Here is a 13,023-nt window from a genome sequence, read left to right on the forward strand (position 1 = left end):
GGAGAGTACGATGGGAAAACCAACAGGATTTATGGAAATCAAACGTGAAAAAGGGAAGGAACGTGACCCGTTAAAACGTTTAGGTGATTGGAAAGAGTATGCTGCTCCTTTATCTGATGAAGCGCTAAGCCGTCAAGGAGCACGATGTATGGATTGTGGCACACCTTTTTGCCACATGGGAATGGATATTAATGCTTTTACTTCTGGATGTCCAATCTATAACTTAATTCCAGAGTGGAATGATTTAGTTTATAAAGGACGCTGGAAAGAAGCTTTAGAGCGTTTAATGAAAACGAACAACTTCCCGGAGTTTACAGGGCGCGTTTGTCCTGCTCCGTGTGAAGGTTCCTGTACGCTTGCTATTTCAGATCCAGCGGTTTCGATCAAGAATATCGAACGCGCTATTATTGATAAAGGCTTTGAGAATGGGTGGATTACTCCGCGTATTCCGGAGAAAAGAACAGGCAAAAAAATTGCTGTTATTGGCTCTGGGCCAGCAGGCTTAGCGAGCGCAGATCAGCTGAATCAAGCGGGTCATTCAGTAACGGTATATGAAAGAGCAGATCGTGCCGGTGGTTTATTAACATATGGAATTCCGAATATGAAGCTAGATAAAGAAGTAGTGGAAAGACGTGTTCGCTTATTGACACAAGAAGGTATTGATTTTGTAACGAATACGGAAGTTGGAAAAGACATTACTGCTGAAGAGTTAAAAGAACAATATGATGCTGTCATTTTGTGTACAGGAGCTCAGAAGCAAAGAGATCTAGTATTAGAAGGCCGTGAAGCAAAAGGAGTTCACTTTGCAATGGACTACTTAACAACTTCAACAAAAAGCCTTTTAGATTCTAACTTCAAAGATGGTCAATTTATTGATGCTGAAGGAAAAGACGTTATTGTTATTGGAGGCGGAGACACGGGAGCTGACTGTGTAGCTACTGCTCTTCGTCAAAAATGCCGCAGCGTTGTTCAGTTTGGTAAACATCCTCAGCTTCCTGCTGAGCGTACGGCAGATAATATGTGGCCTGAATATCCACATGTATTTAATCTTGAATATGCTTATGAAGAAGCACAGGCGAAATTTGGGGACGATCCACGTGAATATTCAATTCAAACGAAAAAAATCGTGGCAGATGAGCAAGGTAATCTAAAAGAACTTCATACGGTTCAAATGGAAAAAGTAAAAGGTGAAAATGGACAGTACATCTTTACCGAAATTCCAGGAACAGAAAAAGTATGGCCAGCTCAGCTTGTCTTTATTGCGATTGGGTTTGAAGGTCCAGAGCATCCGGTTCTATCAGCGTTTGGTGTTGAAACGAAAAATCGTCGCGTAGATGCAGCGTATGGAAATTACAAAACAAATGTTGAAGGTGTTTTTGCTGCTGGTGATGCTCGTCGTGGGCAAAGTTTAATCGTATGGGCTATTCATGAAGGTCGTGAAGTAGCTAAACAAGTTGATAGCCATCTAATGGGAGCAACTGTATTACCATAACAAAAAACCGTCACAATTGTGGCGGTTTTTTGTTTATCTAGGATTTGGCACTTCATTTCCTCTACGTAAATTTTCAAATGAAACGGTTAAAATCGTGTTAGTAATTCGAACTTGTGAAACAGGGGAAACGCTGTATAAGTTAAAAAGTTCAAATATCCAGGGCTCACGTTTTTTCAGCTGTCGCGCGGCTTTTTCGACGCGTTCGTTAATAGATCCGCTGTAATTGTTATAGTTATCATCAACAAATCTTACAATGGAACGAAATAAGTATTCTGTTAGTTTGCTATCCATCCCACCTCGTTGAGCATCTCTGTAGATGGACTGATACTGGCGTTTTAAAATTTTCATCACTCTGTCTACATCGCGTGTAGATCTAACTTCCTCTTCTTCATGCAGGATATAAGAAAATAAGTCTTCATTGTATCTATAAGGTTCTAAATAATTTTCATTCGTAGTAGGAACCACTGGATGGTAGTAGCGCGGCATATAGGGGTAAACCCATTGACTGTACATGAGACATTCACACCTTCCTCGTTCATTTTCCATTAGTTTATGCACTAGCGTGCTAGCTGCTGCATGTTTGTTTTAAATAAAATTTAGGGGTTTGATAATAGGACCATCCTCTAAATTCTTGATAAGTCGATACAAAATAAATGTAAATCGGTGTATTTAGCAAGTCTGGATAATGTTGAAAAAATGCTTGGTCTCCGTAAAATATTGCTTCTAAAGCAAGCGGAAGCTCCCGGCGGAAAATGTGATAACGAAGCTGTGCTTGCTCGCGGCTGAACTCACCTCCGCTAACAAAAACTTCGCCTTGAATAACTGCTTGTCGGTCTGTTACGTGAAGAGCAGCTAGTACTTCATCACGCATATTTTTATCTATCGCCTTGTTGTTATATGAGCATCCGATGCTTAAAAAAAGCTGACCGGTTGTATCAGAATGAGTAAGAGTATATTTTCTTCCAGAAACCGGATAGGAGGAAGTAGCAGGGGGAATGAGAGTCGTAGAGAGTTTTGAAGAATTAAACGAACTCATAGTCATTGACACTCCTTTTTTTGAATAAATTTCAATATTATACGGCGCTATGGGCTCAGATGTGATAAATGTCTACTTTCTTTCTGCAACAAAGGCGTTTTGATGTACTTTTTGAGAAATGAATGGTAATATTTAACTAAAATTATGCGTGTACAGTCCCCGAAGATTGTCTTCAAAAGCAAATGTGAATGGAGGTTATCACTTGAATATCACAACGTTTGACGGTAAGTATGGAAACTGGTTAACGACTAAAAACCCTCTTCAATTTCAAGCAGCGACTGCCTATGGGAACATTGGGCTGGCTCCTATCTATTGGGGAACAAAAGAAGAAAAAAATGGATGGTATTACATGTATCAGCCTGAAGAAATAACGGGCGTTCAAGTAGAAGGTGAAGTTGATGGTGGTAAATTTCTCATTCGAATTCCTGATGACTGGAATGGAAAGTTAGTTATGTCGGGAGTTCCAGCTACCAGAGATGAGAAATCAACGGATTTACTGTTCAGCGACTATGTGTTGGCAAAAGGGTTTGCGTTTGCTGCTTCTGATAAAGGAACACAGGGAGAAGAAGTGAGAGATGATCCATTTGCTAAAGCAAAAAACGCTCTAGTCAAAGAAGAAGACTCCATTAGAAAATGGCATATTCAATACCGAGAAGTGACAAAAATTGCTCAGAGATTTTTGTTTGAAAATTATCGTCACAAACTCCAGAAAGAAGTGACAGAATATTTTGATATAAAAACGTATGCTTTAGGTATTTCTAATGGGGGTTATGTTGTTCGCTATGCTTTAGAAAACGATGGGAAAAATGGAGAGCCTCAGCTTTTTAATGGAGGGGTTGAATGGGAAGGGGTTATGTGGCGAGCTGATCACGATAACTTGATAACTTCCCTAACACCTGTTGTAAATCATGCCGAAGAAGCACTGTATACGGTAGGTGAATCGCAAAAAGGAGCTTTGCACCGGTTGTATCAAGCAGGGTTGCCAAAAGGATCTGAGTTTTTATGGCCATATCATGACCAGTATTATTGGTTTTTAACGCTTAATATATATAGAGATGAGTTTGACAGTCAAGCACCTGGAAGCATTCCGTGGCAAAAATACTTGACGCTTTTTGAAAACGGAGTTAGAGATCGTTCGTTAGATTCTATTTTTAAAAAGTATGATTATCAAGAAAGACCACAAGATGTTAGGCAAAAAGTTCGTGAAATTGAAAATACAGGTGATATTTCCGTTCCGTTGATAAGCATTACAGGGTCGTTAGATGCTCTTATTTTTCCGGATATTCATGCTTATCCTTATGAACAACTGGTAAAAGATTCTGGTAAGCAGCACCTTCATCGTCACTACGTAATTGAAAATGGAAACCATATTGATAGCTTAGTATGGAATCATCAAATTGATCCAGATCGAAAGCTTCAGCCTCTCCTTCCTTATGTGTATCAAGGATTTGAACTGCTATGTGATTGGGTGGAGAATTTTGAAGAACCTCCGAAAAATAAGAAAATAAGTGTGCCTCTCAAGGAAATGCATGTAAAGGATCTAAAAACAGAGGAAGACGTGCTGCCGTTGACTACAAAGAAAAGCATATCAACAAAAAAATAAATCGTCGAAAACCGTGCCGAAGGCGCGGTTTTTAATTTAGAAAAGCAACATTTGAATAAAAACAGCTTCTATGAATACAAAATATTATAGTGCGATAAGAATAGAATATACGTTATTTGTTATTTATTTTTATCCATTTAAAATAAAAACAATAAAAACATTGAACAAAACCGAACTTTTGTGTTAGATTAATAACTATAATTCGTACATTTATTAAATGGCTACAGTTGAAAGGAGCAAAAAACATCATGACAGCGAAAGTAATTAAAGGAAAAGAAGTAGCGCAAGAACTGCGCGCCGCATTAAAAGAAGAGGTAGCTCAATTAAAAACAAAAGGTATCGTTCCTGGTTTAACCGTAATTTTAGTAGGAGAAAACCCTGCTTCCCAATCATATGTAAAAGCAAAAGCAAAGGCTTGTGAAGAAATCGGTGTTGCGTCTGAAATTATCAAACGTGACGTAACGATTACGGAAGAAGAGCTTTTAAACGAAATCCATCACTTGAATGGAAATCCATCTGTTCATGGTATTCTTATTCAACTTCCATTACCAAAACATATTGATGAAAAAGCAGTATTAAATGCTGTATCTCCTAAAAAAGATGTAGATGGCTTCCACCCAGTAAGCGTAGGGAATATGGTCATTGGCGATGAATGCTATTTACCATGTACACCACACGGTATCGTTGAGTTAATTAAACGTTCAGGTGAAGAAATTTCAGGTAAACATGCGGTAGTAATTGGACGAAGCAATATTGTTGGTAAACCAGTATCCATGCTGTTACTTCAAGAAAGTGCAACGGTAACAATTGCTCACTCTCGCACAAAAGATTTATCTGCTTTAACAAAACAAGCTGATATTCTTGTATCAGCTGTAGGACAACCTAGACTTATCAAAGCAGATGATATTAAGCCGGGTGCCATTGTAATTGATGTAGGTAACACAATGGAAAATGGTAAACTCGTTGGTGATGTTGATTACGAAGCGGCTTTAGAAGTTGCAGGTTATATCACACCAGTACCAGGAGGCGTTGGTCCGATGACCATCACAATGCTATTAAAAAATACGGTAGACGCTGCTAAAACAATTAACAACGTAAAATAATAGAAAGTTAAAAATCCCGTGCGTATATGCACGGGATTTTTTTGCTTCAGTAATGGAATGAAAGCTAAAAGAATAGAATGTAACATTCTGTATAGAAAGAGGAGGAAGCGATGGTTACGTTACCTGCAACGGTATATTCTCAACAAATAGTGAAGAAAAAGTTAAACGTTTACTATCCAGCTGTTCATTTGACTAATCCAGCTGTTCAGCACAGCATTAACAGTAAGATCTTGCAGCGTACGAATGAATTAATTCGTCAGCAGGGATATGGAGAAAATCCGGATACAGAAGAAACGGGTTATTATGAGTTGAAAACAAACGAGCGAAATGTGCTCAGCTTAACGCTTGTCAATTTTGCTTATTCCGGGGGAGCGCACGGATTGACCGTGGTAGTTCCGTTAACGTTTAATGTGCTGACTGGAAAAACGTATCAATTAAAAGATTTGTTTAAAAAAGACAGTAATTACGTAAGTGTTCTTTCTAAAATAGTAGGAGCGCAAATAAAAGAGCGCGATATTATGGTTCTTGGAGAATATAAAGGAATTAAACCAGATCAGGATTTTTATATCGCCGATAAATCACTTGTACTATTTTATCAGCTGTATGACCTGGCTCCTTACGCATATGGAATTCCTTACTTTCCAATTTCTATCTATGCTATTCAAGATATTATTGCAGATGAAAGTCCACTTGGACAAATGTTTGGATAAAGTTATAAAAAATTGCGGTGCGGCCGTACGTATCTTTTTAATTCGGCCGCTAACTGCTGACGAAGCGAACGAACCCCAATCGCTTCAGCAATATCTTTTGCTACAGGAAACACCCCGATTTTAGTGATATGAACGCGAAGATACCCCTCGTACAAGCATCCTCGCTCCGCATGCTTGATTTTGGTGCGTACAACAGCTTCTATTTTATCGTTTTCATTTTGCAAAGGGTAAGAATCTGTAATATGAAAACGAAAAGAATATTCCTCCATCACCATCATCCTTTTTTCTATGATATGTACTAGCATACTATACAAATAGTGAATCAGAAAAAATAAATGTGTCAAAAGAACAAAGCGCAAAGTAATCAAGGAAGCAGTTTCTTGCATGTAATGATCATTATTTGTGAACGATAACAGAAAAAGACAAAAAGCTGGAGTTGCGATGATAAAAATAGCATTCAAAGGATTACTTATTATTTTATCTTTATATATTCTGTATGTGGTTATAACGGCGGTGGTTCTCTTTTATGTACCTTTAAAAATAGGAGAGGAAACGACCTCAATTAAACCGGCTAGCTTTTTTGGTCACAGTGAGTCTACGGACCGAGTGAGACTTCTTGAAGATGGTTATGAGGCAGGAAGAGTTCGTATTCAAATGATTCAACAAGCTGAGAAATCGATTGATATTGCTTATTACTCAATAGGAAAAGGAGAGTCAACTGATTTAATTATGGCCGCTCTTTTTAAAGCAGCTGATCGAGGCGTCCATACTCGCGTTCTTTTGGATGGGATAGCTAACGGCTTACGGGGAAACCGAAGGGGCGTGCTCTATGCATTAGCTTCACATCCTAATATTGAAGTGAAGTATTACGAACCGTTTCAATTGTTTAAACCTTGGGCGTGGCAAAATCGTATGCATGACAAAATAATGGTTGTAGACGGACAGCTAGGCATAATAGGGGGACGGAATATAGGGGACAAATATTTGGCTAAAAAGCCTCCTCCAGACTTCGTCTATGATCGTGATGTCTTTATTACAAACAGTAAACATAAACAAGATAGCGTCATCACTCAAATGCAAAATTATATAAATGAATTATGGGCTCATCCCTACACTAAAAAAGCTTTTCATCATCTCACACAGTACCAGGTTGATCAGGGGAAGAGGATGAAAGCTTTGCTGCTGCAGCAATATGATAAAGCTAAGCAAGTAGGAGAAACGTTTGCGACCCCCAAGATTAATTGGAATGCTTCCACCGTTTCTACAAAGCGTGTTTCTTTTATTCATAATCCAATTGAACGCTTTAATAAACGACCTTTTATGTGGAAAACGTTTATTAACCTAGCAGAAGAAGCTAACCGCTCTGTTCTTATTCAAAGTCCTTATGTGGTGCCCACCAATGCGATGAGAAAGTATACAGCCATGAAAAAGAACCCAGACGTTCAATGGACGCTACTCACAAATTCAGTTACATCTACGCCCAATGTGTTGGCTTTTTCCGGATATATTAGTATGCGTGATACGATTATGAAGACAGGTGCAAAGCTTTACGAATACCAAGGACCTTATTCGATCCATGCAAAGTCTGTGATTTATGATCAAAGACTTAGCGCCGTAGGCTCTTTTAATTTAGATTCCCGTTCTACATTTTTGAATAACGAATCAATGGTCATTATCGATAGTCAAAAATTTGCAAAAGAGTTGACGATGGCGATGGAAAACAAAATGGATAAAAGTATTCTTATTGCCAATCACAAGCGCTGGGTTAAACCTCCTGAAATCCAAAAGAAAGAAGAGCCTGTTATGAAGCGTACCTTACTGTATACCCTTGCAAAAGTAACGAGGTTTTTTAAGGAGTTTATTTAAATAACCGGCAGTAGAACAAAAAGCGCTCAATGAACATTCATTGAGCGCTTTTTGTTACATACCTTATAAATAAGCTCATACAACGATCACATCACGTAAATTATCCTCTTTTATTTATTGGGAAAAATCGGTAGTATAAACATAATAAACAAAAAGGAGGAAGGTACGTGGAAACCGCTGTTTTAATTAAACCAGATGCAGCTTATAAAAAGGCTTATATGAGCTTTTATCATGAATGGAAAGCAAGCGGAGAAAAAATGATTCCGTGGGTCATTGCTAAAGATCCTGCTTACTTTGAAAAAATGGTTCAAGAGTTATTAGATGCAGAAAAAGGGATCGGATTAAAAAAAGGATTTGTACCCGATTCCACCTACTGGCTAATGCATCACGAAAGAGTAATAGGCGTAGTTAATATCCGCCATGAGCTAAATGAAATACTTCGAAACAGCGGAGGACATATAGGGTATGGTATTCGGCCAAGTGAAAGACAAAAAGGATATGCCAAGCTGCTACTGAGGTTATCTCTTCAAGAAATTAAAAAGCTGGGAGTCCAACGGGCATTAGTTGTGTGTGATGATTGGAACACTGCTTCTCGTCGAACTATTCTGGCAAACGGTGGTATACAAGACGAGGATTATATAGAAGAGGACGGGGCTATTGTTCAACGCTTTTGGATTCATACGGATAAAATGGCATAAAAAAGAGATGAATTTTTTAATTCACCTCTTTTCTGCTTAGTCATATTGTTTTAAAGCTAACTTCAGCCGCATATAGGTATACATAGCGTATGCCTGTCTTCCTTTTAAACTGTAAGGATTTGCTTTGGAGCAAAGACACTCAAGAAATTGCTCATCACATGAGCGGCATGATCCGTAATCTTCATAGCATAAATCATGGTATTTACAGCAGCAGTCTACATCATTTACAGGACATCCCGGACCACTGCATCCGGGGCCACACCATTTATAGCCGGGGAAGAGGCAGGTCGTGGCTTTCCGTTTATTCGGAACAGACATAATCATACATCCTTTTCAATAGTCTCTTTACATTAAATGCAAAAAAGAGAAAAGAGAAAGGGACAAACACCTTGCAGCAGTAGCCTAATTTTCATGAATTTCTATTTAATCGATAAATGCGTCATTCATCCGCATTAATAGTTTGCCAAATAGCTCCTTTTCTTCACTTGACCATTTTTTTAACATACTATGATAGCGTTCAAGGCGCATTTGCTTATCAGTTTGCAGCATTTGTTTCCCGCGTGTTGTGATGTCAAATAGGCTGACTCGCCCATCCGAAGGATCAGAGGAGCGAGAAATAAGCTTTTTATTTTCTAAAGCAGCAGCCTGTCTAGAAAGAGTTGAAATGTCGAGTTTAAATGCTTCTGCCAGTTCTTTTACACGAGCTGGTCCAAATTCATCTAATTGCCGCAGCAATAAATAAGCTGATCTTTCTAGGTTTCCTATTTTATTTTCGGAATTATCAAGATAGACCGCTCGTCTAATAAAGGTAGTAAGTTCATATTCAATCAATTCAATTGAATTCTTTTCTTGCATTATAATCGCCCCTTACAAAATCATTCATTGACAAAGAAATATATACTTGTATAATACAAATGTATATATAGTTGTATAGTACAAGTAAAAATAGGTAAAGTAAAGGTGTTTATATAGTTAAATGTTAGACAACATGACAAAATAAAGAGAGGAGGGCAGCTGTTCTTTATTTATAGGACAGTGACCTATAATGAAAGTGATACGAATCATTTTACAAATTGCGATTCTTTATGCTTTTTCTATGATTGGCGAAGCTGTTCACCATATGCTTCATCTACCTATTCCAGGCAGTATTATAGGCTTAATTTTAATGCTCATTTGCTTAACATGCAAAGTTGTTCCCATCAAAATAATTGAAGACGGAGCAAGTTTCTTGTTATCTTTTTTACCGCTATTATTCATACCAGCTATGGCAGGTGTGATGAATTATCCTTCGCTTCTTTCAAGCAGCGGAGCGGTTTTATTTTTAATTATTGTGCTTAGTACGATTGTTACGATGGCCGCTGCAGGGACTGCCAGCCAACTTTTGGAAAAGAAAGCGAACAAACGAAAGGAGAAACAACAGTGCAAGAATTCTTTATCGCGGTCTTTATAATCGTAGCTACAGTTGCTTTGTATCTAGTCATGGCAAAAGTATACGTGCGGTTCTCCTATCCGATTCTTATTCCTGTTTTAACTACAACCATATTCGTTATTCTTCTTTTGCTTGCTTTTCATGTTTCCTATGATGAGTATATGATTGGAGGCAAATGGATTAATTCACTTCTAGGACCAGCGGTTGTTGCATTAGCGTATCCACTCTATAAACAGCGTGAGATGCTAGTAAAATACAGCGTTCCTATTATTGGAGGGGTATTTGTAGGATTATTCGCAGGCATGATCAGCGGACTCGTGTTTGCTGAAGTATTTGGCGTTGATCGAAGCCTGATTTTATCCATTATTCCTAAGTCTATTACTACTCCGGTAGCGATTCAGATCGCCACAGGACTAGGGGGCGTTCCATCGATGACCGTGGTATTTGTTATGATTGCAGGTTTTTCTGGAGTAATCCTTGGACCGCTACTTTTAAAATGGATTCGGATCAAGAGTTCTTTAGGAAAAGGAATTGCATTAGGCAGTGCTTCTCATGCGCTAGGAACTTCTAAAGCATTTGAATACGGTGAGCTAACGGTATCGATGAGTTCAGTATCAATGACGTTAAGCGCTGTATTAGGATCCGTTTTTGGGCCAATTGTTGTCTGGCTATTCCAAGTGTAAGGCGAGATAAAAGAAAGTGAATATAAAAAACGAGGCTGAGACAAAAGTATGTTAGTTAAAGTTGAACACGAACGATCTATTGAAAGGTGATGGATAGTTCGTGTTTTTTTATGCTCATCGTAAACGTAGATTTAATGTATGTACTGGCTTCTAACTGTTGATTTCGTTATGCCCCCATCTCGCTTTTTATATAAAAGCATAAATTTTTTCCGAAGCAAATTTTAAGTTGTGCGGCTCTTACTCTGGTACTATAATAAAAAGAAAGAAAATTCATAAAATAACCGCTTTTTTGTTATTTTTAGGAAGGCTAGTCAATTTTCGGATGGATAAGTAGGCTTAGTCAAGGTTATATACGCAGTAAAAATAGCAGAAAAGAGGAGCTGAACGTATTTTATGAAAGAGGAGCTCGTGTATATAGGAAAAAAGATTCTTGAACATAAATATAGCTTGTCAGAAAAATTAGCCGAACGTTTAGATGCTACACATACACTAAGTCTAGAGGAATTGAAAGAAAAGAAAATTCTGAAGTGGCGAGTGTCAATTATGGAATACTTTGGGAGATCTCTATTTGAAGAACAGGAGGCTGTACTTAAACTTGTTAAAGAATGGGCACTTGATACGGGTAAATATGCAGTGGAAAAAAATATTCCTTTAGAAAAAGCACTAGGTATCCTTCCAATCTATCGCAGCGTTATTTGGGATGTATTTACAAGAGAACTAGAGGAGCATCAGTTTGCGGCAATTACCATGCTGCATGTCAGTGAACGAATTGATCCACTTTTAGATACGGTAACATGTGTTTTTGGTCAAATTTATGACGAGCATAATCGATATATGATGAATTTAGCTTATACGTCACTAGAAGAACTTTCAGTTCCACTCGTACCTGTCACAAAAGGGATTGCTATTATGCCGATTATTGGAGAAATTGATACCCACCGCTCGCAAGTTATTATGGAAACCTGCTTGAAAAAAGGGACAAGCCTTCAATTATCTTATCTTATTTTAGATATTTCAGGTGTCGTGATTATTGATACAATGGTAGCAGACAATCTTTTTAAAATTCATCGATCGCTTAAATTGGTGGGAGTGGAAGCTATTATAACGGGGATACGACCGGAAATTGCCCAAACGGTAGTGAAACTAGGAATTGATTTTAATCAAATTAAAACAGAAGCAAATTTAGAAGCGGCGCTTTTAAAAATTGGGTTTACACGTCCTGAAGAGCATAGCCGCACGCATGTGTCATCGCGGCGCATAAAATGACCGGCCATAAATATGGATTTCAGCATATAGAAAGTAAGTGCATAGTAAAAAAGCGGATGTTAATCAACATCCGCTTTTTTACTTAATAAATGCGATATGCCATGGCAGCACAAAAGCATAAACGAGGAAGTATACCGCTATTGAATAGATAAAAAACCAGCCGTTTAAATAAAACAAGGGCAAGAATAAATAAGCATAAACTAACGGTAATCGGAAACCACAAACCGTGTGCAGATAAGTCTAAATGCTGAATTGCTTGCTCCAACATTGTTCACCTCAAAAGGAAGAGTTAGTGTTGAAGTTAGCCTGTGTTATGGAAAGTATTCTATACATTTTCTACGCGTTGCGCGTGTATTCTTCTCGCAAGATTGAATATAACTTTAAGTCTTGATGAGCTCCTTTAATAAACATGGCTTTTCGAATTGTTCCTTCATAAGACATACCGATTTTTTTCATCACTTTCTCAGAAGCGGCATTTTCAACAAAGCACCTCGCCTGAATGCGCACTAAATCCATTTCTTCAAATCCAAACGCAATTACTTTTTCAGCTGCTTCCGTAACAAATCCCTTATTCCAATATGCTTCAGAAATCGCATAGCCAATTTCCGCAATGCGATGAGTAGGGTTCCAAGTGACAAAGTCAATGGTGCCAATACATTTTTTCAGGGCTTTGATTTCCATAGCCCAAGGAGAAATGGATTGGTTGCTGTACTGCTTTAAAACGAAGGAAACAAACTCTTTTGTATCTTGAAGCTTTCGGTGCTTTTCCCAATTTACATATCTGCTTACCTTTTCATTTGAGGCATATTCAAACATGTCACGCACATCTTTTTTGGTAACTTTCCGCAAGCGGAGTCTTTCTGTTTCTAGTGTGGGTAAATTTCCGTATATATCTTTTACTTGAATCATAAAGTTGTCTCCTTTCTCAGCAAGAAGTGGATGAAGTGTTGATAAGAATGTTTCATAGAAGCTGCAGCATCCAAGAAAGACCCTTTTCATTTCATGTACTTGATTCTTTAATTGTAAAATATTTCATTGCTGAGCGTAAGAGGTCAAATAGCTTTTTAAAAAATAAAAACATTATTTTCACTGTTCATAATCAGTTCACATAAGCTTGTTAGACTAAAGTCAGAAATT

General features: G+C 38.0%; 15 protein-coding genes. 9 read left to right on the top strand and 6 right to left on the bottom strand.

Features of this window, described 5'->3' with window-relative positions; genetic code table 11:
- The first annotated feature begins 10 nt into the window (after positions 1-10).
- Positions 11-1,492, top strand: a complete 1,482-nt coding sequence (gltD, locus tag NST66_RS09015) for a glutamate synthase small subunit (protein ID WP_013082931.1) — start codon at positions 11-13, stop codon at positions 1,490-1,492.
- Between the two features lie 33 nt (positions 1,493-1,525).
- On the opposite strand, the gene NST66_RS09020 is transcribed toward gltD, so the two are convergent.
- Together NST66_RS09020 and NST66_RS09025 are read right to left on the bottom strand one after the other, a co-directional pair.
- Positions 1,526-2,005, bottom strand: coding sequence for a hypothetical protein (locus NST66_RS09020; RefSeq protein ID WP_033578831.1), 480 nt, complete (start codon positions 2,003-2,005; stop codon positions 1,526-1,528).
- A gap of 52 nt (positions 2,006-2,057) precedes the next feature.
- Positions 2,058-2,528 (bottom strand): staygreen family protein, encoded by a 471-nt coding sequence (locus NST66_RS09025; RefSeq protein WP_028413560.1) that lies wholly within the window; start codon positions 2,526-2,528, stop codon positions 2,058-2,060.
- 202 nt (positions 2,529-2,730) lie between these two features.
- Here NST66_RS09025 and NST66_RS09030 point away from each other — a divergent pair, with 202 nt between their 5' ends.
- The 3 genes from NST66_RS09030 (at position 2,731) to NST66_RS09040 (ending at position 5,944) form a co-directional block, all read left to right on the top strand.
- A complete protein-coding gene (locus NST66_RS09030; RefSeq protein ID WP_033578832.1) occupies positions 2,731-4,131 on the top strand; it encodes a tannase/feruloyl esterase family alpha/beta hydrolase in 1,401 nt (466 codons plus the stop codon).
- A gap of 248 nt (positions 4,132-4,379) precedes the next feature.
- Positions 4,380-5,234, top strand: a complete 855-nt coding sequence (folD, locus tag NST66_RS09035) for a bifunctional methylenetetrahydrofolate dehydrogenase/methenyltetrahydrofolate cyclohydrolase FolD (RefSeq protein WP_028408722.1) — start codon at positions 4,380-4,382, stop codon at positions 5,232-5,234.
- Between the two features lie 110 nt (positions 5,235-5,344).
- Complete coding sequence (locus NST66_RS09040; RefSeq protein ID WP_033578833.1) at positions 5,345-5,944, top strand: DUF3298 and DUF4163 domain-containing protein; 600 nt, start codon at positions 5,345-5,347, stop codon at positions 5,942-5,944.
- A gap of 2 nt (positions 5,945-5,946) precedes the next feature.
- On the opposite strand, the gene NST66_RS09045 is transcribed toward NST66_RS09040, so the two are convergent.
- Positions 5,947-6,213, bottom strand: coding sequence for a hypothetical protein (locus tag NST66_RS09045; RefSeq protein WP_028413557.1), 267 nt, complete (start codon positions 6,211-6,213; stop codon positions 5,947-5,949).
- A gap of 172 nt (positions 6,214-6,385) precedes the next feature.
- Here NST66_RS09045 and NST66_RS09050 point away from each other — a divergent pair, with 172 nt between their 5' ends.
- On the top strand, positions 6,386-7,810 hold the full coding sequence (locus NST66_RS09050; RefSeq protein WP_033579531.1) for a phospholipase D-like domain-containing protein: 1,425 nt from the start codon (positions 6,386-6,388) through the stop codon (positions 7,808-7,810).
- A 218-nt stretch (positions 7,811-8,028) separates the two neighbouring features.
- Entirely contained in the window at positions 8,029-8,508 is a 480-nt protein-coding gene (locus tag NST66_RS09055) for a GNAT family N-acetyltransferase (protein ID WP_049166360.1), read from the top strand.
- A gap of 36 nt (positions 8,509-8,544) precedes the next feature.
- Here the strand turns inward: NST66_RS09055 and NST66_RS09060 are convergent, their stop codons facing one another.
- Together NST66_RS09060 and NST66_RS09065 are read right to left on the bottom strand one after the other, a co-directional pair.
- Complete coding sequence (locus NST66_RS09060) at positions 8,545-8,832, bottom strand: phospholipase (protein WP_340843279.1); 288 nt, start codon at positions 8,830-8,832, stop codon at positions 8,545-8,547.
- A gap of 99 nt (positions 8,833-8,931) precedes the next feature.
- Positions 8,932-9,363: a MarR family winged helix-turn-helix transcriptional regulator gene (locus NST66_RS09065; RefSeq protein WP_028413554.1), complete on the bottom strand. Its 432-nt coding sequence runs from the start codon at positions 9,361-9,363 to the stop codon at positions 8,932-8,934.
- 190 nt (positions 9,364-9,553) lie between these two features.
- Between NST66_RS09065 and NST66_RS09070 the strand changes: the two genes are divergently transcribed.
- The 3 genes from NST66_RS09070 (at position 9,554) to NST66_RS09080 (ending at position 11,886) form a co-directional block, all read left to right on the top strand.
- Positions 9,554-9,958, top strand: a complete 405-nt coding sequence (locus tag NST66_RS09070; RefSeq protein WP_033578834.1) for a CidA/LrgA family holin-like protein — start codon at positions 9,554-9,556, stop codon at positions 9,956-9,958.
- A complete protein-coding gene (locus tag NST66_RS09075; RefSeq protein ID WP_028413552.1) occupies positions 9,928-10,620 on the top strand; it encodes an LrgB family protein in 693 nt (230 codons plus the stop codon). Before NST66_RS09070 ends, NST66_RS09075 begins: the two co-directional genes overlap by 31 nt.
- Positions 10,621-11,013: 393 nt before the next feature.
- Complete coding sequence (locus NST66_RS09080; RefSeq protein ID WP_028413551.1) at positions 11,014-11,886, top strand: STAS domain-containing protein; 873 nt, start codon at positions 11,014-11,016, stop codon at positions 11,884-11,886.
- Positions 11,887-12,222: 336 nt separating this feature from the next.
- Here NST66_RS09080 and NST66_RS09085 read toward each other — a convergent pair whose 3' ends face one another.
- On the bottom strand, positions 12,223-12,795 hold the full coding sequence (locus NST66_RS09085) for a GNAT family N-acetyltransferase (protein ID WP_014460341.1): 573 nt from the start codon (positions 12,793-12,795) through the stop codon (positions 12,223-12,225).
- Positions 12,796-13,023: the final 228 nt, after the last annotated feature.

This window comes from Priestia sp. FSL W8-0524, from assembly GCF_038005965.1.
GTDB classification, from domain to species: domain Bacteria; phylum Bacillota; class Bacilli; order Bacillales; family Bacillaceae_H; genus Priestia; species Priestia zanthoxyli.